This window comes from Mycobacterium adipatum, assembly GCF_001644575.1.
GTDB classification, from domain to species: domain Bacteria; phylum Actinomycetota; class Actinomycetes; order Mycobacteriales; family Mycobacteriaceae; genus Mycobacterium; species Mycobacterium adipatum.
On record NZ_CP015596.1, the window covers coordinates 5728242 to 5752528 of the forward strand.

A 24287-nucleotide genomic window follows, 5' to 3' on the forward strand; every position below is an offset into this window, starting at 1 on the left:
CCGCAGCCGGTATCTTGGGGCCTCATGACGGTGAACGACGTGGCGCTCGCGCCAGCTACCCATCTGGCCCTGATGCCGGATTTCATGGATCCGATCAACCTGCTGAGTTACTTCGGAACCTGGGCCCTGATCGGCCTGCTGGTGGTGGTGTTCGTCGAGTCGGGCGTGCTGTTCCCGATCCTGCCGGGTGATTCGCTGCTGTTCGTGGCGGGCATGCTGGCCGCGGGCACCGCGGCAGCCTCCAAGGAGGGCAATGTCGCCAACGCGGATTTCCAGCTGTGGCAGCTGCTGGTGTTCATCCCCATCGCCGCGGTGCTGGGTGCGCAGTTGGGCTATTGGATCGGCCGCAATGTCGGCACCGCCATGTTCAAACCCGATGCCCGCTTCCTCAAGCAGAAGTACCTCGACGAGGCGCATGTCTTCTTCGAGCAGCGCGGGCCGTTCGCCATCGTCATCGCCCGTTTCGTGCCGATCGTGCGCACACTGGCACCGATCACCGCCGGCGCGGCCAAGATGAATTACGCCGTGTTCACGCTGTTCAACGCGGTCGGCGCCGTCGTCTGGGGGGTGGGGCTGACGCTGCTGGGCTACTGGCTGGGCCGCTTCGAGATCATCCAGAAGCTGCTGGAACCGATCGTCATCGGCATCGTCGTCATCTCGGTGCTGCCGATCGCCATCGAGTGGTACAAGCGCCGTAAGGCCGCCAAGGACGCCGGCGAGGGTCCGCTCGCCGAGCAGGCCTAAACCACCACACCGTTCTTCAACGCGTCGAACAACCGTCCCAGCCGTGCCCGGTGGTCGTCGATGACGGGTTCCGGTGCGCCTTCGTCGATGACGCGGCGGGCGGTCTCGGTCATCACCGCGGTGTAGCCGGCGATGACGAGCGCCGCGAACAGTGCCGGGTCACCCCCGAATCGTTCGTCGGCGTCCAGTTCATCCGCCAGCGCCTGCTGCAGCTCCGCCCCGATCTCGCGGGCGCGCGCGATCAGCGCCGATGATCCCGCGACGGTCCGGAAGAACGGGATCGATCCCTGCTTGAGCGCGGACAGCGCGTGGCGGTCGTCGACGAGCCGGAAGGCCGCCTCCCGCAGCGAGGTGAGCGCGTCGACGCCGGGATCGCGGTCACGCACGGCGGCGCGCAGGATGTCGACGGCGTCCTCTTCGCGGTCGAAGAGCAGGTCCTCCTTGCGCGGGAAGTGTTTGAACACGGTGACGCTGGAGACCCCCGCCTGGCGGGCCACGTCGGCGACGGTGACGGCGTCGAACCCGCGGTCGAGGAACAACACGGTCGCGACATCGGAGATCTTGCGGCGCGTGATCGGGCCGCCACGCTCGGAGGTTCTCGGCATTTCACCCCACTTTGTTGACTGACTTAGTTTAGTCACTTAATTTAGACGCATGATTGCTACCCCGAGCATTGTGCCGCCTCGTTCGCTGCGGCAGGCCTGGCCCGCGTTGGTGGGTCTGTCCGCGGTCGTCCTCTTCGAAATGCTGGACAACTCGGTGCTCAACATCGCGCTGCCCACCATCGGTCGCGACCTGCACGCCTCGACGACCGAGCTGCAATGGGTCATCGGTGCATACGCCGTCGCCCTCGGCGCGCTGATGCTGGCGTTCGGCGCGGTGGCCGACCGGTTCGGTCGCCGCCGGCTCATGCTCGTCGGACTCGTCGTGCTCGCCGCAGCGAGCCTCGCCACCGCACTCGTCAGCACCGTCGATCAGCTCATCGCCGTCCGGGTGCTCACCGGCATCGCCGCCGCGATGACCACCCCGGGCTCGATGGCGCTGGCATTCCGACTCTTCGACGAGGACGCGTTGCGACTGCGGGCGATCACCCTCATCTCCACCGTCGGTCTCGTCGGTCTGGCCATCGGACCGACCGCCGGCGGGCTGGTCATCCAGATCACGCAGTGGCAGGTACTGCTGTTGGTGAACGTCCCCGTCGCGGTGCTGGCGATCATCGGCGTCAGCCGCGGCGTGGCCGCCGACCGAACCGCCGACCTACACCGTGCCCCGCTGGACATCCTGGGTGCCGCGCTGGGTACCGCCTCGATCGCGCTGGCGCTGGTGGCCCCCACCCTGTTCGTCGACCGGGGCCCCGGCTCCTGGTCACCGTGGGCGACCAGCGCCGGGGCCGTCGTCGCCCTCGGCCTGTTCGTGCTTCGCGAGCGCTCGGCACAACATCCGCTGATCGCACCGGACCTCCTTGCGCGCCCGCTGGTTTCGGGCGGTCTGGCGTTCAAGGCGGCGGCCGGGTTGGCGGTCGCCGGTCTCGGCTGCCTGGTGACCCTGCAGCTGCAGCTCGACTGGGGGTGGCCGCCGGCACTCGCCGCGCTCGGCATGCTGCCGCAGGTCGTGGTCCTGATCGCCGGCAGCGCGTTCGTCAATCCACTGGTGCGGCGAGTCGGACCGGAGCGCGCCGCCTGGATCAGCGCATGTGCCGTGGTGGCCGGCCTGGCCTGCTTCGCGCTGCTCGGCCGCCTCGGCTACCTCTGGGTCGCGCTGGCCCTGGCACTGGTGGCCGCCGGCATGCGCGTGGTGGGCGTGGTCGCCGCGCTCAACGTGGTGCGCGGGCTGCCGGACAACCGGACCACCATCGGCACCGCGCTCACCGACACCGCCTCGCAGGTGGCGGCGGGGATCGGCGTCACCGTCGCCGGCACCATCCTGGCGGCACTGTTCACCGGTTCACTGGCTGCCGCGAACTGGACGCAACCACAGACCCAGCAGTTCCACGCGGCCGTCACGGTCGCCGGGTTGGCGTTGACCGTGCTGGCCGGTGCGCTCGTGGCGTTCGGCATCCGGCAGAGCCGGCGAGGCTAACGCCCTTCGAGAGCCCGGATCAGGCTGGCCGCATCCCAGGGCCCCTTGTGGCGCTTGCCGTTCACGAACAGCGTTGGGGTGGCATTGAGATCCATCGCCTCGGCGTCCTCGGCATCGTCGGTCACCCGGTGCAGCACCTTCGACGAATGCACCCGCACGTCCTGGTCGAACTGCTCGATATCGCACCCGGCCGCCACCGCGTACCGGTAGATGTCGGACCATTCCAGGTCATCCTGATGAGCGAACAGTTCGTGCGCCATCTCCCAGAACCTGCCCTGCAGCGCCGCGGCCTCGCTGGCGCGCGCCGCATCGAAGGCGCGCGGATGTGCGCGCTCCAGCGGGAAATGCCGCCACACATAGAGTAATTCATCACCGAAGTGGGCCCGGACCTCGTCGATTGCACCGGTCGCGCGGCTGCAGAACGGGCACTCGAAATCGCCGTACTCCACCAGCGTCAGCGGCGCGTCACGGGCGCCACGGGCGTGGTCACGGTCGGGATCGATCGGACGCAGCAGCTTCAAACCGACCGGCTCGGGCGGACTGAGCCAGTCGGTGATCCGGAAGATGGCCCAGCCCAACGCGAACGCGATGATCGAGGCCGCCAGCACACCGATGCGCGCCTGGTCCTGGCGGCTGGGATCGGTGATCGCGATGTCGACGATGAACAGTGAGATGGTGAAGCCGATGCCGGACAGCGCCGCGCCGCCGGCGATGCGTCGCAGCGTGAGCCCGGGGGCGAGCTCCCCGAACCCGATACGCCGGATCGCCCAGGTGGCCCCGGTGATGCCGACGAACTTGCCGATCACCAGACCGGCGACGATGCCCCACGTCAATGGGGATCGCAGCGCCGTGGACAAACTCTGCGCATCGAGTCGCACACCGGCATTGACCAAGGCGAACAGCGGGAGCACCACGAACGAGACGGTGGGCCCGACGGTCGTCTGCAACCGTTCGTTGATCGAGATCGATTCGCGCAGCGAACGACTCGCCGCGCGGGCGTACTCGGAGTTCGGCGACTGCCGGAACGCCCGAATCTGGTCGACGGCCCGCTCGACCGGGCGCCGCTCCGGCGTGAACACCGGGATCGACAGCGCGATCACCACACCGGCCAGCGTCGGATGCACCCCGGCCAGGTACAGCGCGATCCACAGCGCCACCCCGAGGACGGCGTACGCGGGTCCGCGCACCCCCAGGGGCAGGAACCGCACCAGCGCGAGCGCGCCGATGAGCGCCACCGCAACCAGCAGCGGCCCGACCTGCACGCTCTCGGAGTAGAACAGCGCGATGGCGCACAGCGCGCCGACATCGTCCACGACCGCCAGGGTGAGCAGGAAGATCCGCACGCGGGCAGGGAATTTGGGCTTGATGATGGCCAGCGCGCCGACCAGGAAGGCGGTGTCGGTGGATATCACCACCCCCCACGCCTGGGCGTTCTCACCGGTCGGGTTGAACGCCAGAAACACCACGGCCGGGATGACCAGACCTGCCGCCGCGGCGATCACCGGCACCGCCGCGCGCGAGCGATCGGTCAGCTCACCGATGGTGAATTCGCGGGTCACCTCGAGCCCGACGATGAAGAAGAAGAACGTCATCAGGGCGTCGTTGACGAAGTGCTTGACCGACATCTCGACGTGGTGGGCGCCGACGCTGAGCCCCAGGTGTGTGTCCAGCAACGTCGAATAGCTGTCCGCCCAGGGCGAATTCGCCCATGCGATGGCGATGACGGTGAATAACAGCAGCAGGGCCGCCGCGGTGTTGTCCGTCGTCCTGGTGGCCTTGCTGCCACGGCTGAATCGCGACGGAAGCAGGGGGAAACCCCGCTGAGTCGTCGCCTCAGTCACTGATCGGCGTCTCCGTCACTCTGGCCGGTGTCCAGGGTGTGGGCGGCCTCCATCAGCATCCAGCCGGACAGTTGCACCGACAGGTCACGCTCGGGCACCTCGGAGGCGCTGACCGCCCCCTCCACGAATTGGGCATCCCCGGTCACCGATTGCGGCACCACCGCGTTGCGGTCCCAGAACGCGCCGAACAGCGGCAACCCGTCCACGGTCTGTCGGTAATCCCACGCCGACGTGGCCGAGGTGAGCACCAGGTCCCGGGCGGTGGCGCGGGCCTGCTCATCCTCGGGTGTAGTGCCGGGCAGATCGGTGGCGACGAAGGCCAGGTAGCGGGCCAGGATCGCGTTGAACAGCCCGCCGTCCCCGCCGCCGGCGCCGCGGATCACACCGTCGGTGCACATGTGATCGCGCACCGCGGCCACCAACCGGTGCACGCGCAGGGCATGTTCGGCATCGTCGGTGCGATTGGCCAGTTCGACCTCGAGCCCGAGCACGACACCCTGGCAGTAGGTGTACTGCGCACGCACCAACGACCCGGCCTTGATCCCGTCGAACACCAGATGGGTCTCGGGGTCGATCAGCGTGTCCTCGATCCAGTCGCCCATCTGCTGGGCCCGGCGCAGCCGATCATGGCGGGCCAGGAAGATCGCGGCGGGACCGTTGGCCGGGGCGTTGAAGAACTGGTCCTGTTTGCGCCAGGGGATTCCGCCGCCGTCCTCTGGCACCCAGGAGTTCAGGAACTGATCGGCCAGCTTGTCCAGCGCCCTGGGCCGTCCGACACCGGTGAGCCGCCCCGATCGCTCCAGGGCCAGCGCCAGCCAGGCCATATCGTCGTAGTAGTCATTCGTCCAGCGACCGTTGTTGCGGATGCGGTGACCGCGGATCTGCCGCTTGATGCGGATCAGGCGTTGCGGCTGCGGGTCGCGCAGCTGGGCGTCGACCAGGCAGTCCAGCAGATGGGCCTGCCACCAGTAGTGCCAGGTGCCGAACAGGGTCTGCTTGCGGGCCGCCGGCCAGGCCACCACGCCGAGCTGGGTGCCCGGCAGCCCCCATAACCGTCTGAGGTGGCGTTTGGCGATGGCCGCCTCGGAACTGGCCGCACGATTAGCCCACACCTCAACCATGTCTAGATCCTGCCCTACCAGGCCCGGGATATGTCGGCATGCGTGCGGATCCATGCGTGCATCGCGATACCCGCCGCGACACCGGCGTTGATGCTGCGGGTCGAGCCGAACTGGGCGATGGACACCGTCAGCTCGGCGCTCGCCGAGGCCTCCGGCGTGATGCCGGGTCCCTCCTGCCCGAACACCAACACGCACTCGCGCGGCAGCGTGACCTGTTCCAGTGGTTGCGAGCCCGCCACATTGTCGACGGCGACGACGTGCAGGCCCTGGGCCGCGGCGAACTCCAGAAGCGCCGCGGTGCTGTCGTGATGCCGCAGCCGTTGATACCGATCGGTCACCATGGCACCGCGACGGTTCCACCGGCGACGGCCCACGATGTGCACGGTGTCCACCGCGAAGGCATTCGCGGTGCGCACCACGGTACCGATATTCGCGTCGCTGCCGAAGTTCTCGATCGCGATGTGCAGGGGATGGCGGCGGGTGTCGATATCGGCGATGATCGCTTCACGAGTCCAATACCGGTAGGCGTCAACGACATTGCGTCTGTCCCCATCGCGCAGCAGCTCCGGGTCATAGCGCGGGTCGGCCGGCGGGGGTCCCTCCCAGGGGCCCACGCCGGGGGTTTCGCCCCACTCGGTGGGGCCTACCGCTATTGCGTCGTCCACAGTGCCGCGTGGGTACCGACCAGGGACACCGACGGGTACAGCAGCGCAGCGGTGATCTCGCCCTGGGTGCACATCGAGGCCCGGATGGACACCGCGTCGCGCGCCGCGTCGGGCAGCACCAGCAGCGAGGAACCGTACACCGAACACGCATGCGAGAGGCCGCTTCCGGGCAGCGTCGGTGCGGTCAGCACCATCAGCGGACCGCCGCGTGCCACCGAGTCGTCACGGTAGCGCTCGGCCAGTCCGTCGATGGCCAGACCCAGCAACATGTACCCGTTGCCGGTGAACGCCTCCGGGTCCCCCAGCGCGGTCGGCGCCAGCTGCGAGCCGTCGGCCGTGAAGGCATCCACACTGGTCGAGCGCATCGCCAAGCCGGTCTCGGCGGGGTTGGTGGGTGCCAGCCCGACCGGGAAGGCCGCCGCATAGGCCACGGTCGTCTTGGGTATCCGGTCCTGTGGCGAGTACACATACACCCCGCGTACCTGGCTCTGATCTCTGATCGGACCCAGACATGCTGTGCCACTGAGACGCTGGGGATCCCGCGCGGTGATGGGCTGCAGACTCAGGTCGGACGCCGACGCACAGCCGCCGACGGCATCGGCTTCGATCGGATGGGCGAGCGCACCGTAGAGCCCGAACCGCAGGCTTTCGGCCGGAGCGTGGGCGTCTGTCTCTCCCCCGTCCTGGTCTGCCGCAGCGACGGCCGCGTCGACGTCGATGAGCACCTGGTCGCCCTCGAAGCGCAGGTTGGCCACCGAGATGTTCCAGCCCAGCAGCGACAGCGATTCGCCGATCTTCGCCTGCTGGGTACCGTACGGGCCGGCGGTGCCGTCGCCGCCGGAACAGCCGACCAGCAGCGCCGCGACCGCCAGCACGGACACCACCTTGCGCGCTAACCGCATTCAGGTCCGTTCACGACCGCGACCCACTCGTCTGGTCAAGCCGCGCACCAGCTTTCGCGGGACCAGCCGACTGCCGGCGGTCAGCACCTTGTACTGCAGGCCCGGCACGATGACGACATCACCTTTGGCGACACCGGCCAGGGTGTCTCGCACCACATCGGGGACCTCGAGCCAGAACCAGGACGGCGTGCCGGACATCTCGATACCGGCGCGCTCGTGGAACTCGGTGTGCACGAAGCCGGGACACAGCGCGTGCACACCGACCCCGGTGCCGTCCAGCCCGTTGGCCAACCCCTCGGAGAACGCGATGACCCAGGATTTGGAGGCCGAGTAGGTGGACCCGCGCCCGGGCAGCAGACCGGCGACGCTGGCCACATTGATGACGGTGCCCGTCCCCGCGGCGAGCATCGCCGGCAGCGCCGCATGAGTCAGCGCCATCACGGCGGTGACGTTGACATCGAGTTGGGATTGCAGCACGCCATAGTCGGCGGTCCAGAACTCGCCCGAGGTACCGAAGCCGGCGTTGTTGATCAGGGTGTGCACACCGGCGGACAACCGGTCGGCGACCCGCTGCCGGTCGGCGGCGACGGCCAGATCCGCGGGCAGCACCTCGACGTCGATGCCCGCCTCGTCACGCAGTTCGGCGGCGAGTCGCTCCAAGCGTGCGGTGTCACGGGCCACCAGCACCAGGTCGTATCCGTCCTGGGCGTAGCGTCGGGCGAATCCCTCGCCGAGCCCGGCCGTCGGACCGGTGATCAGCGCTGTCCGATCTTCCCGAGTCGCTCCGCCCCTGCCCTCCGGTACCCGCACCGGCTACCGCTGGTAGTGCGGTGATTGCCGGGTGCTGTTGTGCACCGGCGGACGCTGCTGGACGTAGCGGCCCACATCGGCGCGACCGGGCGGCAGGTCACCGCGGCCGGCCGGGAGTTCGGCGGGCCGGGGTAGCTCGGTGGACCGGGGCGCCGACGGACGGCTGGGCGAACCACTGCGACGGGCCAGTGCGGGCTGACCGGTGCGCGCGCCGGCACCGGCGAGGCCCGGCTGCGGCAACGGCGGCAGCACGCGCAGCAGGTCGTTGAACTGACGCACGGTGCGCAACCCCTCGTCCCACTGGGCGCGGCCGCTGGTGATCGGCATGGCCACCAACGTCCAGTTCTGCTCGTTCCACATGATCTCCGCGCAGTCCGGCGCGGTGTGGGCGAAGGTGACCATCCGGCGGTCGCACGCGCGACGGGCGGCGTCCAGGTTCGTGGAGTAGACCATCCGCGGACCGATGGCACCGAGCAGCCAGATATCGCTCTCGCGGGGCTCCTTGATGTCCTTGAGGCGCAGGTCCACGACGACATTGGTGCCGACCTTGCGGTGCAGCGCGATCACGGTGGCGACATCGTCGAGATCGAAGATGAAGACGGCCTCGCCCCGGATCTGACCCAGCACCACGTTGCGCGCCGTGACGTGCTCCCCGACGGTCGACATCACACCGCGTTTCCAGCGGCTCAGAATGTCGGCAGATTCGTGCTCGTAGTCGAAACCGTGCGACTTCGCCCACGACTTACGCCGCCGGCCCAACCCGCGCCGGCGGTCGATATCCACGTACAGCAAGACGGCCGCACCCACGAAGCAGAGTGCGGACAGTGTGAACCAGAGAGGAACCATTGCCCTCAGCCTACTTGCTGGAGCCCGGTTCGCGAGAACTCGAGATGATCACAACCGGGTTACCAGACGTCGAGTGGCCACTTATCACCCGGAAACGATGCGAAACCGTGCGATAAGTGGCCAGTCGAGGGATTGATCAGCCCAGGATCAGACTCTCCCCGTCGGGGCTGAGGTTGACCGGGACCGTGTCTCCGTCGTGCACCTCGCCGGCCAGCAACAGCTTGGCCAGCTGGTCACCGATTGCCTGCTGCACCAGCCGGCGCAGCGGCCGCGCCCCGTAGACGGGGTCGAATCCGCGCTGGGCCAGCCACTGCTTGGCGGGCAGCGAGACCTCCAGGATGAGGCGACGCTGTGCGAGCCGCTTCTGCAGTTGGGCCAGCTGGATGTCGACGATCGAGACCAGCTCGCCGGGCTCCAGGCCGTGGAAGATGATCACGTCGTCGAGCCGGTTGATGAACTCCGGCTTGAACGCCGCGCGCACCGCGGCCATCACCTGCTCCTCGCTGCCGCCCGACCCCAGATTGGAGGTCAGGATCAGGATGGTGTTGCGGAAGTCCACCGTGCGGCCCTGGCCGTCGGTGAGCCTGCCCTCATCGAGAACCTGCAGCAGCACATCGAACACGTCCGGGTGGGCCTTCTCGACCTCGTCGAAGAGCACCACGGTGTACGGCCGGCGGCGTACCGCCTCGGTGAGCTGACCGCCCTGGTCGTACCCGATGTAGCCGGGAGGGGCACCGACCAGTCGCGCGACGGAGTGCTTCTCGCCGTACTCGCTCATGTCGATGCGGACCATCGCGCGCTCGTCGTCGAACAGGAACTCCGCGAGCGCCTTGGCCAGCTCGGTCTTACCGACGCCGGTCGGGCCCAGGAACATGAACGACCCGGTGGGGCGGTTGGGGTCGGCGACGCCGGCACGTGACCGGCGCACCGCATCGGAGACCGCCTGCACGGCGGCCTTCTGCCCGATGACGCGCTTGCCCAGCTCGGACTCCATGCGCAGCAGCTTGGCGGTCTCGCCTTCGAGCATGCGCCCGGCGGGGATTCCGGTCCAGGCCTCCACCACCTCGGCGATATCGTCGGGGCCGACCTCCTCCTTGAGCATCACGTTCTCGCGCGCCTCCGCGACCGGCAGCGCGGCGTCGAGCTTCTTCTCCACCTCCGGGATGCGGCCATAGCGCAGCTCGGAGGCCTTGGCCAGGTCACCGTCGCGTTCGGCCCGATCGGCCGCACCGCGCAGAGATTCCAGCTGCTCCTTGAGTTCGCGGACCACGTCGATGGCGCCCTTTTCGTTCTGCCACCGGGTGGTCAGCTCGGCCAGGTGCTCCTTCTTGTCGGCGAGTTCGGCACGCAGTTTCTCCAGCCGGTCCTTGGACGCCTCGTCCTCCTCCTTGGCCAGCGCCATTTCCTCGATCTCGAGGCGACGGACGAGCCGCTCGACCTCGTCGATCTCGACGGGTCGGGAGTCGATCTCCATCCGCAGCCGGGATCCCGCCTCGTCGACCAGGTCGATGGCCTTGTCCGGCAGGAAGCGGCTGGTGATGTAGCGATCCGACAGCGTGGCGGCCGCGACCAGCGCGGAGTCGGTGATCCGCACACCGTGGTGCACCTCGTAGCGATCCTTGAGACCGCGCAGGATGCCGACGGTGTCCTCCACCGACGGCTCGCCGACCAGCACCTGCTGGAAACGACGCTCCAGGGCGGCGTCCTTCTCGATGTACTTGCGGTACTCGTCGAGCGTGGTCGCACCGACCAGGCGCAGTTCACCACGGGCCAGCATCGGTTTGATCATGTTGCCCGCGTCCATCGCCGACTCACCGGTGGCGCCGGCACCGACAATGGTGTGCAGCTCGTCGATGAAGGTGATGACCTGCCCGGCCGAGTTCTTGATGTCGTCGAGCACGGCCTTGAGCCGCTCCTCGAACTCACCGCGGTACTTGGCGCCGGCCACCATCGAACCGAGATCCAGGGAGACGACGGTCTTGTCGCGCAGGCTCTCCGGCACGTCGCCGGCGATGATGCGCTGGGCCAGGCCCTCGACGATCGCCGTCTTGCCCACACCGGGCTCACCGATGAGCACCGGGTTGTTCTTCGTCCGGCGCGAGAGCACCTGCACGACGCGGCGAATCTCGTTGTCGCGTCCGATGACCGGGTCAAGCTTGCCCTCCCGGGCGGCGGCGGTCAGGTCGGTGGAGTACTTCTCCAGCGCCTGATACGTGCCTTCGGGATCGGGGCTGGTGACCCGCGCGCTGCCGCGGACCTTGGTGAAGGCCTCCCGCAGCGTGTCCGGCGATGCGCCGGCGCCGGTCAGCAATTTGGCCGTGTCCGAGTCACCGCTGGCCAGGCCGACCATCAGGTGCTCGGTGGAGACGTATTCGTCGTCCATCTCGGTGGCCAGGTGCTGGGCCGTGGTGATCGCGGTGAGCGCTTCCGGGCTGAGCTGGGGTTGCGAAGTGGACCCGGACACACTGGACAGCCGGCCGATGAGGCGCTCGGCCTCGGACCGGATCCTCGCGGGCTCGACTCCGACCGCCTCCAGCAGGGGCGCGGCGATGCCGTCGTTCTGAGTCAGCAACGCCATCAACAGATGAGCGGGAGTGATCTGCGGGTTGCCTGCGGACGTCGCCGCCTGCAGGGCCGAGGTCAGTGCCGCCTGGGTCTTCGTGGTCGGATTGAACGAGTCCACGACAACCTGCCTTTCTAGGTTTTTGGAGCTGGGTAAAAATGCTTGTCCTGACGTTCAACGTAGTAAATGTTGAGTCTGTTCCGCTCAAGTTTAGCCATTTTTCCCGGACTCGCCTCGCGCACCCCCGCCACGAGGCCGGACGAGGCTAACGTCTGGGTATGTCCGAGTCCGGTTTCGGCGACTTCGAGTTCGAACGGAAGTTCTTCGTCCGTGCCATGCCCGCCGTCGCGGCGTCCGATCCCAGCCCGGTGCTCATCGTGCAGGCCTATCTGTTCGCCGCCGACGGGTACGCGGTCCGTATCCGCCTGCAGGGGCCCGCCCCCGACCGGCTCAACGGCACCGCCGCCGAGCTGGTCGGGGCCTTGGGTGACGACGCCATCGGCACGATGACCGCCAAGGGCCCGGCAGCGGGGGGCACCCGCTACGAGGCCGAACGCGATCTCGACCCCACCGTCGCCGGCCAGATCGTGGCCCGGGCCGAACACGTCGTCACCAAGGTGCGGTATTCGGCCTGGCTCGGCGAGGACGGCTGGATCATCGACCGGTTCCTGGGCGGCAACGCCCCGCTGGTGCTGGCCGAGGTCGAGCGCGGCGGCCCCGTCGTGGATCTGGTGATACCCGGGTTCTGTGCCACCGAGGTGTCCGAGGACGACCGCTTCCGCAATGAGTACCTGGCCCACCAGCCGTTCGGCGGCTGGGCCGACACCTATCTCGACGAGCTGAGGCTGCTCGGCCCGAAGTTCGTCGAGAGTCTCGGACGGAATACCTTCGGCTGATCGGCGACACTTCAACAGTGACGAGCCCGCGTATGCGTTTCAACCCACCGCCGAACTGGCCACCGGTACCCCCGGGATGGACGCCGCCCGCGGGCTGGCATCCCGACCCCTCCTGGCCGCCGCCGCCGACGGGCTGGCCGCTGTGGGTGCCCGACCGCAATCCCGGCCGACGCACGGCGGTGATCCTCGGTGCGGTCGTCGCGGTGTTGCTCATCGCCGGCGCCGCGGTCGTCACCGTCGCCGTGACCCGCGACGGACAATCCGCAGGCACGGACGGCACCCCGCCGCCGACGACCGCGTCGGCGCTGTCCGACGAGGATCAGATCGAGAAGGTCGTCGCGCAGTTCGAACAGGCTTGGAACGGACAGGAATACGACAACCTGCGCAACCTGATGTGCGCCGAGATGCGCAGCGACGAACAATTCTCCCGAGCCAACTTCGCCGAGATGCGCGATGAAATGGGCACGCTGAGTCTGACCGTCACCTCGATCGAAGTCACCGGCGAGACCGCCGACACCGTCATCGAGAACGACGGCACCGACCCCGACAACATCGCCTTTGCCTACGAGAACGGCCAGTGGAAGTGGTGTGAGCTGTGATGACTGAACTCTGGGGCCCGGTGCTGACCGAGCTCGCGCCGTTGGCGCTCGTGATCGCACTCTCGCCGCTGTCCATCATCCCCGCGGTGCTCGCACTGCACACCGACCGCCCCCGGCCGACCGGGCTGGCCTTCCTGGCCGGCTGGCTGGTGGGGCTGGCCGCGCTGGTGTCGCTGTTCGTCGTCGCCTCCGACCTGGTCGGCTCACTGGACAAGCCGCCGAGTTGGGCATCCGGGCTGCGGATCGTGGTCGGCGCGGCGCTGATCGTGTTCGGTGGCTACCGGTTTGCGACCCGCCACAAATCCGAGCATTCACCGGCGTGGATGCGCAAGCTCAGCGGCCTCACCCCCAGGCGTGCCCTGCTGACCGCCGCGGTGCTGGCGGTGGTGAACCCGAAGGTGTTGTTCATCTGCATCGCAGCCGGTTTGGCGATCGGCACGGCCGGTATCGGGCAGACGCAGGCCTGGCTGGCGGTGCTCTATTTCGTGCTGATCGCCGGCAGCACGGTGATCCTGCCCATCCTGGCCTACGCCGTCAGCGGAGAACGACTGGCGGGGCCGTTGACGCGACTCAAGGAGTGGATGGAGCGCCAGCACGCCACCCTGGTGGCGGCAATCCTGATCGTGATCGGTCTGATGGTGCTGTACAAGGGAATTCACGGACTCGCGTAGTCCCAGAACTGCAGCCACCTGACCGAACCGAACAGCAGCAGCGTCCCCGCGTACAGCAGCAGGATCACCGCCGCACCGGCCAAGCTGCTCCGCCAGCCCGCGCCGTCGACCGGGTCCAGCCAGCGCCGGAAAGGCCCTGAGGCCCAGGGCATCAGCCACCACTGCATCGCCGCCACGCTGATCACCTGACTGAGCCAGAGCGACAGCCAGGGCTCGGCACCGAGTTGATCCAGTACCGGACCCAGGAAACGCGACAGCAGCATCACCGTCGGGTACAACACCAGCAGCACCAGCATGACCGATTTCCAGTTGGGCGTCATGAGCATGCGGCCACCGTCGGTGCGGACGGTGGTGCCGAAGGCGGTGGTGCCGGTTGCCGGGGCAAACTCCGCGGTCAGGCTCGAGCGCAAGCCGAGCAGAGCATCCGCGCGCCGACCCGATGACATCCACGCCGTCAGGTGCCGGTCGGTGCGAAAGCGCAGCACCGAGAGGGCCTCTTCCTCATCGAGGAAAAGAACGGTGCCCTCATAGCCACTGAAGTCGCTTGCGGCGGTGGCGAGTTCGCGCTGCGACTGCAGGAATTCGGTGCTTCTGCCGGCAACGAGCTGGTGCCGCAGGGCGGCGACACCTGCCGGCGGCGGCTCGTCGGTCGCGAGCAGTATCGCCGGGGCCGCCGGCAGCCATCCCCCGTGCCCCAGCGGGTCGGCACGGTCCAGCCATGCGTCCAATTCCGTTGTGCCGCTGAAGGTCACCGCGACGGCGGGCTCCAAAGGCCCGTCGGCCACCGACACCCGGGTCCTGATACAACCAGCAGCGGTGGCGGTCACGGCGCTCGCCCACTCCGAGAAGTCGCCGTTGCCGCCCGGATGGAACACCAGCACCGCGGTGACCTCGGACGCACTCACTCGGGCAGACCCAACTCGGCGGAGGACGCCGTCAGGTAACGGGTGACGGTCGGCCCGACCAGGTTCACGATGTCCTCCGCCGGGAGGTCGGCCAACGGTGACACTTTCATCACGTAGCGCAGCAACGCGGTGCCGAGCAGGTTGGTGGCGGCCAGCATCGCCCGCAACCTCGCCTGCGCATCGCCGCCGATCACCCCGGACACCGCGGTCAGCACATAGCTCTGCATGAACGAACGCAGCGCCTCGTTCGCATCGGGGTTGGACGTCGCCGACTGCAGCATGGCGACCATGCTGTCGGCGGTCTCGGGCGATTCCCAGATCTGCAGATACCTGCGGACCAGTCGACTGCCGATATCCCCCTCGGCGGCGGTCATCGCCGCGACAAGTTGCGCCGGATCGATCAACAGTCGCAGCGATTCCCGGAACAGGTCGGCCTTGGACCCGAACAGGTACAGCACCATCGACGGGTCGACCTGGGCGTCCCTGGCGATGGCACGCAGCGTCGCCTTGTCGTAACCGTGCGCCGCGAAGTGCTGTTTGGCCGCCGCAAGGACGGCCTCTCGGGACACCGGCTCCCCCTGCCGCCTACCTCGCTTGGCGGTTCTCTGCGCTGGTGAAGCCATGTTTCGACAGTAGCATTTCAATGCCCGTTGAAATAAAGACCAAGCGGCGTTAGGCTCTGCCCAGATTATTTCAACGCCGGATGAAAAGAGCTCCCGATGATCGCTCCCTCACCCACCGTGGCCAACCACCACGCGGCCGCCGACCACCAGCGCCCCGTCCTGGCCCGCACCGCGGGCGTCGTCCTCGCCCTCACCGTCGCGCTGGCGGTCCTGACCCTTGCCTTCGCGCTCCCGGCGGTGAAATCCAAGCCCCACGCGGTGCCGATCGGGATCGCCGGGCCGACGACGGTCACCGAAGCACTCCAACGGGCCGCCCCCGGCGCGTTCGCCGTCACCTACTACCCCGGCGTCGCCGCGCTGCGCCAAGCGGTCCTGGACCGGCAGGTGTACGGCGGCCTCGCCGTCGACACCGGCGGACCGACGCTGCTCATCGCCACCGGCGGCAGTCCGGCGGTGGCGCAGCTGCTCACCCAGGTCGGGGCGAGCTTCGCTCAGCACAGCGCAACACCCCTCACCACCGAGGATCTCGCGCCGCCGAAGGCCGGGGATCCGCGGGGAGCCGGCCTGGCGGCGTCGGCGCTGCCCATCACGCTGGCCAGCATCCTGCCCGCCATCGCGCTGGTGTTCGTCGTGGGGCAGCGGGTGTGGATCCGCGCCGCCGCGGCCGTCCTGTTCGCCGGCCTGATGGGTGTGACGGCCGCGGCGCTGCTGCGGTACCCGCTGGGCTCGATCGACCAGAACTTCTGGGGCGTCGCCGCAGGTTTGGCCCTCGGTATCGCGGCGGCACTGCTGTTCATCCTCGGATTGGGCTCCCTGTTCGGCCGCACCGGGCTGGCGATCGGCGCGGGCCTGGCGGTGCTGATCGGCAATCCGCTCTCGGGGCTGACCAGCGCACCGGAGATGCTGCCGGCCGGCTGGGGGACCCTGGGTCAACTGCTCCCCCAGGGCGCCACCGCAACGCTGCTGCGATCCACGGCCCACTTCGGCGGGGCCGGGGCCGAGTCGGCGATCCTGGTGCTGAGCTGCTGGGCCGCCGTTGGCACGGTGCTGATGGCGACCGCTGCGCTGCGGCGCACCTAAACTCCTATCCCGTGGGACTCGACGACCGCGAAGCGCTGCAGACCCTGCGCGCCGCGGTCGCCGGTGACGGCGTGATCGGACGGATCTACACCCGGTGGTTCGCCATCGACATGTCCGCGCGCGATCTGTTCCCTCCCGACCTGACCCGCCAACGTGCCTCCTTCGGCGAGGCGCTGAGCTGGCTGTTGGCCGAGATGATCGCCCAGCGCGCCGAGGAGCCCGTCGCGTTCATGGCCCAGCTCGGCCGCGACCACCGCAAGTACGGTGTCACCGCGCAGCACTACGACAGCCTGGGCCAGGCGTTGCTGACCACCCTGCACAGCGAACTCAGCGACGTATGGGATGGCCGGATCGCCGAAGCCACATCGGATTTCATCGAACTGGTGATCGGCGTGATGCGCGGCGCGGCCGACGCCGAACAGGGCCCGCCCTTCGTCGACGGGACGGTGTGCGAGCACATCCGGGCCACCCGCGACGTGTCGGTCGTGCGGCTGCAGCTGGACCGACCGCTGGCCTATCACCCCGGGCAGTACGTGACGGTGCAGGTACCGCAGTGGCCGCGTCGATGGCGCTATCTGAGCCCCTCGATCCCCGCCGACGGCACCGGTGCCGTGGAGTTTCACGTCCGGTCGGTCAGCGGCGGGATGGTCAGCACCGCGATCGTCGGCGAAACCGCCCCGGGTGACCGCTGGCGGCTGTCCAATCCGCACGGCGGACTGCACATCGACCGCCACGGCGCGGACGTGCTGCTGGTGGCGGGCAGTACCGGGCTGGCGCCGCTGCGCGCGCTGATCTCCGATCTGAGCCGGTACGCCGAGAATCCGCGGGTGCATCTGTTCTTCGGTGGCCGCTATCCCTGCGATCTCTACGATCTGCGCACACTCTGGGAGATCGCATCGACCAACCCATGGCTGTCGGTGACGCCGGTGTCGGAGTACTCCACCGATCCCCCGTGGGCCGGCGATTATCCCGATCACCAGCCACCACGCGGCCTGCACGTGCGCCAGACCGGCATCCTGCCCGAGGTGGTGACCAGGTACGGCAGCTGGAGCGACCGCCAGATCCTGATCTGCGGCAGCCCGGACATGGTCACCGCGACGAAGGCCGCACTGATCGCGAAAGGCGCACCGCCCGAGCGGATCCAGCACGACCCGCTGGCGTGACAGAATCCGTTCATGGCCGAACTCGATCGCATCACCCTGCGGGACCCGTCCTCGGCGCTGACGGCCACCTTCGTGCCCGGGGCGGGCATGATCGGGACCTCACTGGCCGACGACGGCGTGGAATTCCTCGGCCAGCGCCGTGGCCTGCAGGCCTATCTCACCGACGGAAAGACGATGGGCATCCCGATCCTCTACCCGTGGGCCAACCGGCTCAGCGGCACCGAGTACCGGGTCGATACCACCACCGTCGAGCTGGCGGGTGCACCCGGGGTGCGCACCGACCCGCATGGTGCGCCCATGCACGGCGTGCTGGCCGCCTACCCTGGCTGGCAGGTGACCGAGGAATCCGCCCACAGCCTCACCGCGACAGTCGATTTCGACACACCGGAGCTGCTGGCGGCGTTCCCGTTCCCGCATGTGCTGACCCAGCGGATCACGCTGTCGGACCGGACACTGTCCATCGCCACCACGGTGCAACCCGGAGCCGGCCCAGTGCCACTGTGTTTCGGATACCACCCGTACTTCACGCTGCCGGATGTGCCGCGCGCGCAATGGGAGTTGAGCACGCCCGCGATGCGCCACCTACCGGTCGACGACCGCGGCATCCCCACCGGTGCGCACCAGCCGTGGGCCGCCGACTCGGGTGCGCTGGGTGAGCGGGTACTCGACGACGGCTTCGACCGGGTCGCCGACGGGGCGGTATTCGCGCTCTCGGCGGGCGGCCGCCGCATCGAAATCACCTTCGACGAGGGCTACCCCGCCGCCCAGCTGTTCGCACCGTCCGGTGACGCACTGGTGGCCATCGAACCGATGACCGCGCCGACGGACGCCCTGCGGCGCGGCGGTTACCGGACGGCCACCGGCGAACCGATGACCGCACGGTTCTCGATACGTATCGGCTAGCGGGCGCGCCGCGCGCCGGGTTGCCACAGCACCAGGGCGGTGCTCGGCTTGCGTAGCTGCTCGACCTCGGCGGACAACTCGGCCACCCGGGCCTGCAGCGCTTCGACCTGATTGGTCAGCTCGATGATCCGTTTGATCCCAGCGAGATTGACACCCTCGTCCTGGGACAACCGCTGCACCTCGCGGAGCAGGTCGACGTCGTGTTGGGAGTAACGCCGACCTCCTCCGGAGGTACGTTGCGGGCTGACCAGGCCGAGCCGGTCATAGGTACGCAACGTCTGGGCGTGCATACCGGCCAGCTCGGCGGCGACCGAGATGAGGAACGTCCGGGCGTCGTCCTTGCGGCTCATCGTGGACCCCGGGCGCTCATCACAGGTTCCCTGCCCAGCCGGCCCGCGGGTCGAAACCGCTGGCGCGCTCGGCCTTCGCGTACGCCTCCAGGGCCTCGGCAACCTCGCCGTCGAGGCTCGGCGGCACCGCCACCTTCACCGTCACGAGCAGATCACCGTGGCCGCCCGAACGCTTCGGCACGCCGCGGCCGCGCACCCGCAGGATACGACCGTCCGAGGTACCCTTGGGCACCCGGACCCCGACCTTGCCTTCCAGCGTCGGCACCGAAAGCGTTGTGCCCAGCGCCAACTCGTGGAAGCTCACCGGGACGGTGACGGTCAGGTCATCGCCGTCACGACCGAACACCTTGTCGGCGCGGACGTGGACGGTGACATAGAGGTCCCCCGACGGCGCTCCCCGCAGCCCGGCCTCGCCCTGGCCGGCCAACCTGATCCGCTGGCCGTCCTCGACGCCCGGCGGGATCCGCACGTTGATGGTGCGGGTCCTGGTCGTCACACCGGTGCCGTGGCATTCATCGCAGGGATGCTCGATGATCGAACCGCTGCCCCGGCATTCGGTGCACGGTTCGGAGAACCCGAACGCACCCTGGTTACGGTTGACGACGCCCGCGCCGTTACAGCTCGGGCACACCTTGGGGCTGGTGCCCGGCCGCGCGCCGCTGCCGTGGCAGTTGGTGCACGGCGCCGGGCTGGTCAGCCGCAGCGGCATCGCCACGCCCTTGGTCGCCTCCAGGAACGACAGTTCGGTCTCGGTTTCCAGGTCGTTGCCACGCCGCGGACGGCTGGGTCGCGGCTGCTGAGCACCGCGACCGAACAGGCCACCGAACAGATCACCGATATTGGCGCCACCGGCCTGACCCGCCTGGTCGAACAGGTCGCCCAGGTTGAAATCGGCTCCCTCGCTGGAGAATCCGCCGAAGTTACCGCCACCGGCCGCACGACGACCGAAGCCGCCGTTGGCGAACAGGCGCCGGGTCTCGTCGTACTCCTTGCGCTTGGCGTCGTCGGTGAGCACTTCCTTGGCCTCGGATGCGGCCTTGTACCGCTCCTCGGCGGCGGTGTTGCCGGGGTTACGGTCGGGGTGGTTCTCGGCCAGGATCTTGCGCGCAGCGCGCTTGATCTCGTCCTTGCCGGCGTCAGAGGTGACGCCCAGCTCCTTGTAGAAGTCCTTCTCGACCCACTCACGCTGAGCCATGCGTCACCTCCTTCACCGGGTCAGTCTTCTGATTCTGCGGGTTGTGCACTGTTCACGTCGGCATTCTCGACCGTGTCGACCACACCAACCATGGCGTGGCGGACCACCAGGTCTCCCACCTTGTAGCCGCGGCGCATGACGGTGCCCACCACCGGCGACGATCCGTCGCCCTCGTGCTGGACGGCCTCGTGCAGGGACGGGTCGAAGTCCTCACCCACGGCGCCGAAGCTCGTGAGCCCCAGGCCTTCCAGGGTGGAGGTCAACTTCTCGGCCACCGCCTTCAACGGTCCGGACTCCAGATCACCGTGGCTGCGGGCCCGCTCGAGGTCGTCGAGCACACCCAGCAGCTGGGTGATGACCGCCGCCTTCGCGCGCTCGCCGGTGACCTGCTGATCACGCAGCGCCCGCTTGCGGTAATTGGCGAAATCGGCCTGGACGCGCTGCAGGTCGTTGAGCAACTCCGCGGCCTTGCCCGCCTCCTCCGGGGTCTCACCGGCGAAGTCCCCCGACGCCTCCCCGCTGGGGGGAGACGCCGGGTCACGGATCTCGCCGGTCTCCGGATCGATGCGCCGTTTGTCGGTGATGGTCACCGGCTCTTCGTGCGAATCGCCCTGGCTCACTTGCGCTCCTGGTCATCCTCGACAACCTCGGCGTCGACGACGTTGTCATCGGCTTGCTGGGATCCCGCATCGCCACCGGCGCCCTGCTCGGCCTGGGTGGCCTCGTAGATCGCCTGGCCGAGCGCCTGACTCTCGGTGCCCAGCTTCTCCATCGCGGTCTTGATGGCCGCGATATCGGTGCCGGCCAGAGCGGTCTTGGCTTCGGCGATGGCACCGTCGACCTTGGTCAGGGTGTCCTCGGAGACCTTGGAGCCGCCCTCGGCCTCACGCTGCTCCTTGACGAACTTCTCCGTCTGGTAGACCAGCGACTCGGCCTGGTTGCGGACGTCGGCCTCTTCGCGACGCTGACGGTCCTCGTCGGCGTGCGCCTCGGCGTCCTTGATCATCCGGTCGATCTCCTCCTTGGACAGGCCGGAGCCCTCCTGGATCTTGATCGTGTTCTCCTTGCCGGTGCCCTTGTCCTTGGCGGTGACGTGCACGATGCCGTTGGCGTCGATGTCGAAGGTGACCTCGATCTGCGGCACGCCGCGCGGGGCCGGCGGGATGCCGGTCAGCTCGAAGGAGCCCAGCAGCTTGTTGTGCGAGGCGATCTCGCGCTCACCCTGGAACACCTGGATCTGCACCGAGGGCTGATTGTCATCGGCCGTGGTGAAGGTCTCGCTGCGCTTGGTCGGGATGGTGGTGTTGCGTTCGATGAGCTTGGTCATCACGCCGCCCTTGGTTTCGATACCCAGGGACAGCGGGGTGACGTCAAGCAGCAGAACGTCTTTCACCTCACCCTTGAGCACACCGGCCTGCAGCGCGGCGCCCGCGGCGACAACCTCGTCGGGGTTGACGCCCTTGTTGGGCTCCTTGCCGCCGGTCAGTTCCTTGACCAGGTCGGTGACGGCGGGCATCCGGGTGGAACCACCGACGAGCACCACGTGATCGATCTCGCCGACGGAGATTCCGGCGTCCTTGATCACCTGCTGGAACGGCGCACGGGTGCGGTCCAGCAGATCCTGGGTGATGCGCTGGAACTCGGCGCGGGTCAGCTGCTCATCGAGGAACAACGGGTTCTTGTCCGCGTCGACGGTGATGTAGGGCAGGTTGATCGAGGTGCTCTGCCCGGAGGAGAGCTCGATCTTGGCCTTCTCGGCGGCTTCCCGCAGCCGCTGCATGGCCATCTTGTCCTTGGTCAGGTCGATGCCACTGGTGCTCTTGAACTTGTCGACCAGCCACTCGACGATCCGGTCGTCCCAGTCGTCGCCACCGAGGTGATTGTCACCGGAGGTGGCGCGGACCTCGACGACACCGTCGCCGATCTCCAGCAGGGACACGTCGAAGGTGCCGCCGCCGAGGTCGAAGACCAGGATGGTCTGTTCCTTGCTGCCCTTGTCCAGGCCGTAGGCCAACGCCGCCGCGGTGGGCTCGTTGACGATGCGCAGGACGTTGAGGCCGGCGATCTGGCCGGCTTCCTTGGTGGCCTGGCGCTCGGCGTCGTTGAAGTAGGCGGGCACCGTGATGACGGCGTCGGTGATGTCCTCACCGAGGTAGGCCTCGGCGTCGCGCTTGAGCTTCTGCAGAATGCGCGCGCTGATTTCCTGGGGCGTGTAGTCCTTGCCGTCGATTTCGACGGACCAGTCCTTGCCCATGTGGCGCTTGACCGAACGGATGGTCCGGTCAACGTTGGTCACCGCCTGGTTCTTTGCGGGCTGACCGACCAGCACCTCGCCGTTGCGCGCGAACGCGACGACCGACGGCGTGGTCCGGGAGCCTTCTGAGTTGGCGACGACGACTGGGTCGCCACCCTCCAGCACTGCGACGACGGAGTTGGTGGTCCCGAGGTCGATACCGACCGCACGAGCCATAGTGATTGCCTCCTGATAGCTTTTCTTCGGATCTGAGTGAACCTCGCTCAAGCCTGCACCTGCGGGCCGCTGCCTGTCAAGCAAGAGTTGAGTCTAGTTCACTCAAGTTGTCGAAATGGTCAACGGGCCGCTCCGCGGATTTGTTCCCGGGCCACCCCGCCTTTCCCGGCGAAACTCGCGTACCGGTTGTCGGCAAGCCCCGGATCGCGACGGGTACGCGAGTTTCGCCCGGTAGTCAGAGGACCGTGGCGAGAAACTCCCGCACCACGCGGACGAACACTTCAGGTTGGTCGTAGGTGACGATGTGACCGGCCCCGGGGATCGTCGCCGATCTCGAGCCCGGCGTCCGCGCCCGAGCAGCGGCGAACTCATCCGCACCGACCAACGGGTCGCCGGCACCGCGGACCCACAGGGTGGGCACGGTCAAGGTCGGCAGCTCGGGCGCGAGGTCGAGGCGCATCGCACCGGGTCCGTAGGCGTAGATCTGCCAGTCATCGAGCACCTTCTCCCGGTGCCGGCTCTTCGCCCGGGCCTCCGCGACGGCGTGCTCGACGATGCGCTCGAATCCGGGGGTATCGGCGCCGGCGGTCAAACTGGCGGCCAACGCGGACCGCAGGTAACCCGGCAAACGGGCCAGTGCCCAGCTGCACGACCGGAGCAGACCCGGAACACGCATGACCGCCCAGGTGAGAAATTGGTACCGCCGCTTTGCCCCGATCCCGCCGGGACCGACCGCGACCAACGCGCTCACCCGGTCCGGGTGGTCCAGCGCGAACCGCACGGCCACCCCGGCACCCATCGACAACCCGATCACGCCGACCCGGGAAACACCGATCGCGTCAAGCAGCGCCGGGACGAACCGGCGGTAGAAGTTATCGTCGAGACGCCCTGTCCAGGGTCTGCTCCCGCCGTGTCTGGGCATGTCGATGACGTGGACGCGATACCCACGCGCCAACTGCCCGACGACGTCGTGCCACACCCCTTGGCCCGTGTCGAGCATGGCTCCGTGCAGCAGGAGCAGGGGCGGCCCGGATTCGCCCGCGCGGTACAGGCGCACCGGCCCCCCGCACACCGTCAGATCACGGTGCGGCGCGAAGGGCGCGGGCCCGTGACCAGTTCTGCTCTGATCCCCCACCTTCGGCAGTCTGCCTTACGTCACCGAACTGATCAGGGCGCTGCACATCGGCAGCCGGAGATCCAACTGCCGCTGCTGGAACATGTTGGGCGCGGTGATGACCACCAAACCCCAGTTCTCACAGGGGCTCTCGGTCTCGCGATGCACATCGCTGGCCTGGAGATCCGCGGTCGCGATTTCTCCGGGCGCCAATGTCAGCAGCGGTGCGGCGATCTGCTGGCGACGCTCGACGTGCAGGGTCGGGCCATCCTTGTCGACGATGTCGGCGCCCGGGTAGCCCTGCAGTGTGCAGCTCTTGGACGTGACGTTCTCGAACTCCAGCACCACCCGGTACTCGGAGCCCTGCGACTCCAGCGGGCGGTGGGAGACCACCAGATCGGTGTCCGCACACGGCACAGCGTCCTGCCGCACCTCCGGTGATACGGCGGTCGCGGCGGGAGCAGGGAGAGGAGCGGTCACCGTCGCGGTCACCGTCGCGGCGGTGTGCATGGTCGTCACCGGTGTTGTCGCGTCCGTCGATCCGGCTTGGGGAGCGGGCCCGGATGCGCACCCGGCGAGCAATGCGGCCACCGCGACCGGCAGCGACACGTTCCACATGTTCATGACGCGATCCAACGGCGTCGCCGGCGCTACCGATCCCAATGTGCGCGTACACCGGTCTCGTCTACTGACGTCGCCGCGGTACATGCGCCGGCGGGCAAGGTATACCGGGCGAGATCGGCCCCG

24 protein-coding genes are annotated in these 24287 nt (G+C 68.3%); 8 read left to right on the forward strand and 16 right to left on the reverse strand.

The features are described 5' to 3' along the window. The first annotated feature begins 24 nt into the window (after positions 1 to 24). The gene (locus tag A7U43_RS27320; RefSeq protein ID WP_068001478.1) at positions 25 to 744 is read left to right on the forward strand and encodes a DedA family protein; all 720 of its coding nucleotides are present in this window, start codon (positions 25 to 27) and stop codon (positions 742 to 744) included. Here the strand turns inward: A7U43_RS27320 and A7U43_RS27325 are convergent. Further along, complete coding sequence (locus A7U43_RS27325; RefSeq protein WP_068001481.1) at positions 741 to 1349, reverse strand: TetR/AcrR family transcriptional regulator; 609 nt, start codon at positions 1347 to 1349, stop codon at positions 741 to 743. The two genes, A7U43_RS27320 and A7U43_RS27325, sit on opposite strands and share 4 nt — an antisense overlap. 70 nt (positions 1350 to 1419) lie before the next feature. Between A7U43_RS27325 and A7U43_RS27330 the strand changes: the two genes are divergently transcribed. Then, entirely contained in the window at positions 1420 to 2823 is a 1404-nt protein-coding gene (locus tag A7U43_RS27330; RefSeq protein WP_231963483.1) for an MFS transporter, read from the forward strand. Here the strand turns inward: A7U43_RS27330 and nhaA are convergent. From nhaA to clpB, 7 genes are all read right to left on the reverse strand, one after another. Then, positions 2820 to 4664 (reverse strand): Na+/H+ antiporter NhaA, encoded by a 1845-nt coding sequence (nhaA, locus tag A7U43_RS27335; RefSeq protein WP_068001486.1) that lies wholly within the window; start codon positions 4662 to 4664, stop codon positions 2820 to 2822. The genes A7U43_RS27330 and nhaA overlap by 4 nt on opposite strands. Then, positions 4661 to 5785 (reverse strand): glycoside hydrolase family 76 protein, encoded by a 1125-nt coding sequence (locus A7U43_RS27340; protein ID WP_068001488.1) that lies wholly within the window; start codon positions 5783 to 5785, stop codon positions 4661 to 4663. The genes nhaA and A7U43_RS27340 overlap by 4 nt, the downstream gene beginning before the upstream one ends. A 14-nt stretch (positions 5786 to 5799) precedes the next feature. Continuing rightward, positions 5800 to 6450 carry a TrmH family RNA methyltransferase gene (locus A7U43_RS27345; protein ID WP_068001491.1) on the reverse strand — a complete coding sequence of 217 codons (651 nt, stop codon included), beginning with the start codon at positions 6448 to 6450 and terminating at the stop codon, positions 5800 to 5802. Beyond that, positions 6435 to 7352, reverse strand: coding sequence for a hypothetical protein (locus A7U43_RS27350; RefSeq protein WP_068001493.1), 918 nt, complete (start codon positions 7350 to 7352; stop codon positions 6435 to 6437). Before A7U43_RS27350 ends, A7U43_RS27345 begins: the two co-directional genes overlap by 16 nt. Then, entirely contained in the window at positions 7353 to 8162 is an 810-nt protein-coding gene (locus A7U43_RS27355; RefSeq protein ID WP_082902335.1) for an SDR family NAD(P)-dependent oxidoreductase, read from the reverse strand. Positions 8163 to 8165: 3 nt separating this feature from the next. Beyond that, on the reverse strand, positions 8166 to 9008 hold the full coding sequence (ttfA, locus tag A7U43_RS27360; protein WP_068001496.1) for a trehalose monomycolate transport factor TtfA: 843 nt from the start codon (positions 9006 to 9008) through the stop codon (positions 8166 to 8168). Between the two features lie 136 nt (positions 9009 to 9144). Continuing rightward, the gene (gene clpB / locus A7U43_RS27365) at positions 9145 to 11691 is read right to left on the reverse strand and encodes an ATP-dependent chaperone ClpB (protein WP_068001500.1); all 2547 of its coding nucleotides are present in this window, start codon (positions 11689 to 11691) and stop codon (positions 9145 to 9147) included. A gap of 158 nt (positions 11692 to 11849) precedes the next feature. Here clpB and A7U43_RS27370 point away from each other — a divergent pair, with 158 nt between their 5' ends. From A7U43_RS27370 to A7U43_RS27380, 3 genes are read left to right on the forward strand one after another with little or no spacing between them, the layout of a single operon-like run. Next, positions 11850 to 12467, forward strand: a complete 618-nt coding sequence (locus tag A7U43_RS27370; RefSeq protein ID WP_068001502.1) for a CYTH domain-containing protein — start codon at positions 11850 to 11852, stop codon at positions 12465 to 12467. A 17-nt stretch (positions 12468 to 12484) separates the two neighbouring features. Further along, positions 12485 to 13066, forward strand: a complete 582-nt coding sequence (locus A7U43_RS27375; RefSeq protein WP_156526046.1) for an Rv0361 family membrane protein — start codon at positions 12485 to 12487, stop codon at positions 13064 to 13066. Continuing rightward, positions 13066 to 13737, forward strand: coding sequence for a GAP family protein (locus tag A7U43_RS27380; protein ID WP_068001507.1), 672 nt, complete (start codon positions 13066 to 13068; stop codon positions 13735 to 13737). Before A7U43_RS27375 ends, A7U43_RS27380 begins: the two co-directional genes overlap by 1 nt. Here the strand turns inward: A7U43_RS27380 and A7U43_RS27385 are convergent. Beyond that, positions 13722 to 14642 (reverse strand): putative antibiotic biosynthesis monooxygenase, encoded by a 921-nt coding sequence (locus tag A7U43_RS27385; protein ID WP_231963484.1) that lies wholly within the window; start codon positions 14640 to 14642, stop codon positions 13722 to 13724. The genes A7U43_RS27380 and A7U43_RS27385 overlap by 16 nt on opposite strands. Then, positions 14639 to 15265 (reverse strand): TetR/AcrR family transcriptional regulator, encoded by a 627-nt coding sequence (locus A7U43_RS27390; protein WP_068001509.1) that lies wholly within the window; start codon positions 15263 to 15265, stop codon positions 14639 to 14641. The genes A7U43_RS27385 and A7U43_RS27390 overlap by 4 nt, the downstream gene beginning before the upstream one ends. A 96-nt stretch (positions 15266 to 15361) precedes the next feature. Between A7U43_RS27390 and A7U43_RS27395 the strand changes: the two genes are divergently transcribed. Genes A7U43_RS27395 through A7U43_RS27405 form a run of 3 tightly spaced genes read left to right on the forward strand, consistent with a single transcriptional unit; the run spans position 15362 to position 18411 of the window. Then, positions 15362 to 16345: a hypothetical protein gene (locus A7U43_RS27395; protein WP_068001512.1), complete on the forward strand. Its 984-nt coding sequence runs from the start codon at positions 15362 to 15364 to the stop codon at positions 16343 to 16345. Between the two features lie 11 nt (positions 16346 to 16356). Then, complete coding sequence (locus A7U43_RS27400) at positions 16357 to 17508, forward strand: FAD-binding oxidoreductase (protein WP_068001514.1); 1152 nt, start codon at positions 16357 to 16359, stop codon at positions 17506 to 17508. A 12-nt stretch (positions 17509 to 17520) separates the two neighbouring features. Next, on the forward strand, positions 17521 to 18411 hold the full coding sequence (locus A7U43_RS27405) for an aldose 1-epimerase (protein ID WP_068001520.1): 891 nt from the start codon (positions 17521 to 17523) through the stop codon (positions 18409 to 18411). Here A7U43_RS27405 and A7U43_RS27410 read toward each other — a convergent pair. From A7U43_RS27410 to A7U43_RS27435, 6 genes are all read right to left on the reverse strand, one after another. Beyond that, positions 18408 to 18761 carry a heat shock protein transcriptional repressor HspR gene (locus A7U43_RS27410; protein WP_068001523.1) on the reverse strand — a complete coding sequence of 118 codons (354 nt, stop codon included), beginning with the start codon at positions 18759 to 18761 and terminating at the stop codon, positions 18408 to 18410. The genes A7U43_RS27405 and A7U43_RS27410 overlap by 4 nt on opposite strands. A gap of 19 nt (positions 18762 to 18780) precedes the next feature. Further along, a complete protein-coding gene (gene dnaJ, locus A7U43_RS27415; RefSeq protein WP_068001524.1) occupies positions 18781 to 19956 on the reverse strand; it encodes a molecular chaperone DnaJ in 1176 nt (391 codons plus the stop codon). 20 nt (positions 19957 to 19976) lie between these two features. Next, on the reverse strand, positions 19977 to 20576 hold the full coding sequence (gene grpE / locus A7U43_RS27420; RefSeq protein WP_068001527.1) for a nucleotide exchange factor GrpE: 600 nt from the start codon (positions 20574 to 20576) through the stop codon (positions 19977 to 19979). Then, a complete protein-coding gene (gene dnaK, locus A7U43_RS27425) occupies positions 20573 to 22426 on the reverse strand; it encodes a molecular chaperone DnaK (RefSeq protein WP_068001530.1) in 1854 nt (617 codons plus the stop codon). The genes grpE and dnaK overlap by 4 nt, the downstream gene beginning before the upstream one ends. Positions 22427 to 22661: 235 nt before the next feature. After that, on the reverse strand, positions 22662 to 23561 hold the full coding sequence (locus A7U43_RS27430) for an alpha/beta fold hydrolase (RefSeq protein ID WP_082902337.1): 900 nt from the start codon (positions 23559 to 23561) through the stop codon (positions 22662 to 22664). A 15-nt stretch (positions 23562 to 23576) separates the two neighbouring features. Then, complete coding sequence (locus A7U43_RS27435; RefSeq protein WP_068001534.1) at positions 23577 to 24164, reverse strand: DUF4232 domain-containing protein; 588 nt, start codon at positions 24162 to 24164, stop codon at positions 23577 to 23579. Positions 24165 to 24287 lie beyond the last annotated feature (123 nt).

What these genes read in the sequence shown, in the direction of transcription:
- A7U43_RS27320 (WP_068001478.1), top strand. Translation starts at nt 25, where the DNA reads ATGACGGTGAACGACGTGGCGCTCGCGCCAGCTACCCATCTGGCCCTG.
- A7U43_RS27325 (WP_068001481.1), bottom strand. Translation starts at nt 1,349, where the DNA reads ATGCCGAGAACCTCCGAGCGTGGCGGCCCGATCACGCGCCGCAAGATC.
- A7U43_RS27340 (WP_068001488.1), bottom strand. Translation starts at nt 5,785, where the DNA reads ATGGTTGAGGTGTGGGCTAATCGTGCGGCCAGTTCCGAGGCGGCCATC.
- A7U43_RS27350 (WP_068001493.1), bottom strand. Translation starts at nt 7,352, where the DNA reads ATGCGGTTAGCGCGCAAGGTGGTGTCCGTGCTGGCGGTCGCGGCGCTG.
- ttfA (WP_068001496.1), bottom strand. Translation starts at nt 9,008, where the DNA reads ATGGTTCCTCTCTGGTTCACACTGTCCGCACTCTGCTTCGTGGGTGCG.
- A7U43_RS27370 (WP_068001502.1), top strand. Translation starts at nt 11,850, where the DNA reads ATGTCCGAGTCCGGTTTCGGCGACTTCGAGTTCGAACGGAAGTTCTTC.
- A7U43_RS27380 (WP_068001507.1), top strand. Translation starts at nt 13,066, where the DNA reads ATGACTGAACTCTGGGGCCCGGTGCTGACCGAGCTCGCGCCGTTGGCG.
- A7U43_RS27390 (WP_068001509.1), bottom strand. Translation starts at nt 15,265, where the DNA reads ATGGCTTCACCAGCGCAGAGAACCGCCAAGCGAGGTAGGCGGCAGGGG.
- A7U43_RS27395 (WP_068001512.1), top strand. Translation starts at nt 15,362, where the DNA reads ATGATCGCTCCCTCACCCACCGTGGCCAACCACCACGCGGCCGCCGAC.
- A7U43_RS27405 (WP_068001520.1), top strand. Translation starts at nt 17,521, where the DNA reads ATGGCCGAACTCGATCGCATCACCCTGCGGGACCCGTCCTCGGCGCTG.
- A7U43_RS27410 (WP_068001523.1), bottom strand. Translation starts at nt 18,761, where the DNA reads ATGAGCCGCAAGGACGACGCCCGGACGTTCCTCATCTCGGTCGCCGCC.
- dnaJ (WP_068001524.1), bottom strand. Translation starts at nt 19,956, where the DNA reads ATGGCTCAGCGTGAGTGGGTCGAGAAGGACTTCTACAAGGAGCTGGGC.
- dnaK (WP_068001530.1), bottom strand. Translation starts at nt 22,426, where the DNA reads ATGGCTCGTGCGGTCGGTATCGACCTCGGGACCACCAACTCCGTCGTC.
- A7U43_RS27435 (WP_068001534.1), bottom strand. Translation starts at nt 24,164, where the DNA reads ATGAACATGTGGAACGTGTCGCTGCCGGTCGCGGTGGCCGCATTGCTC.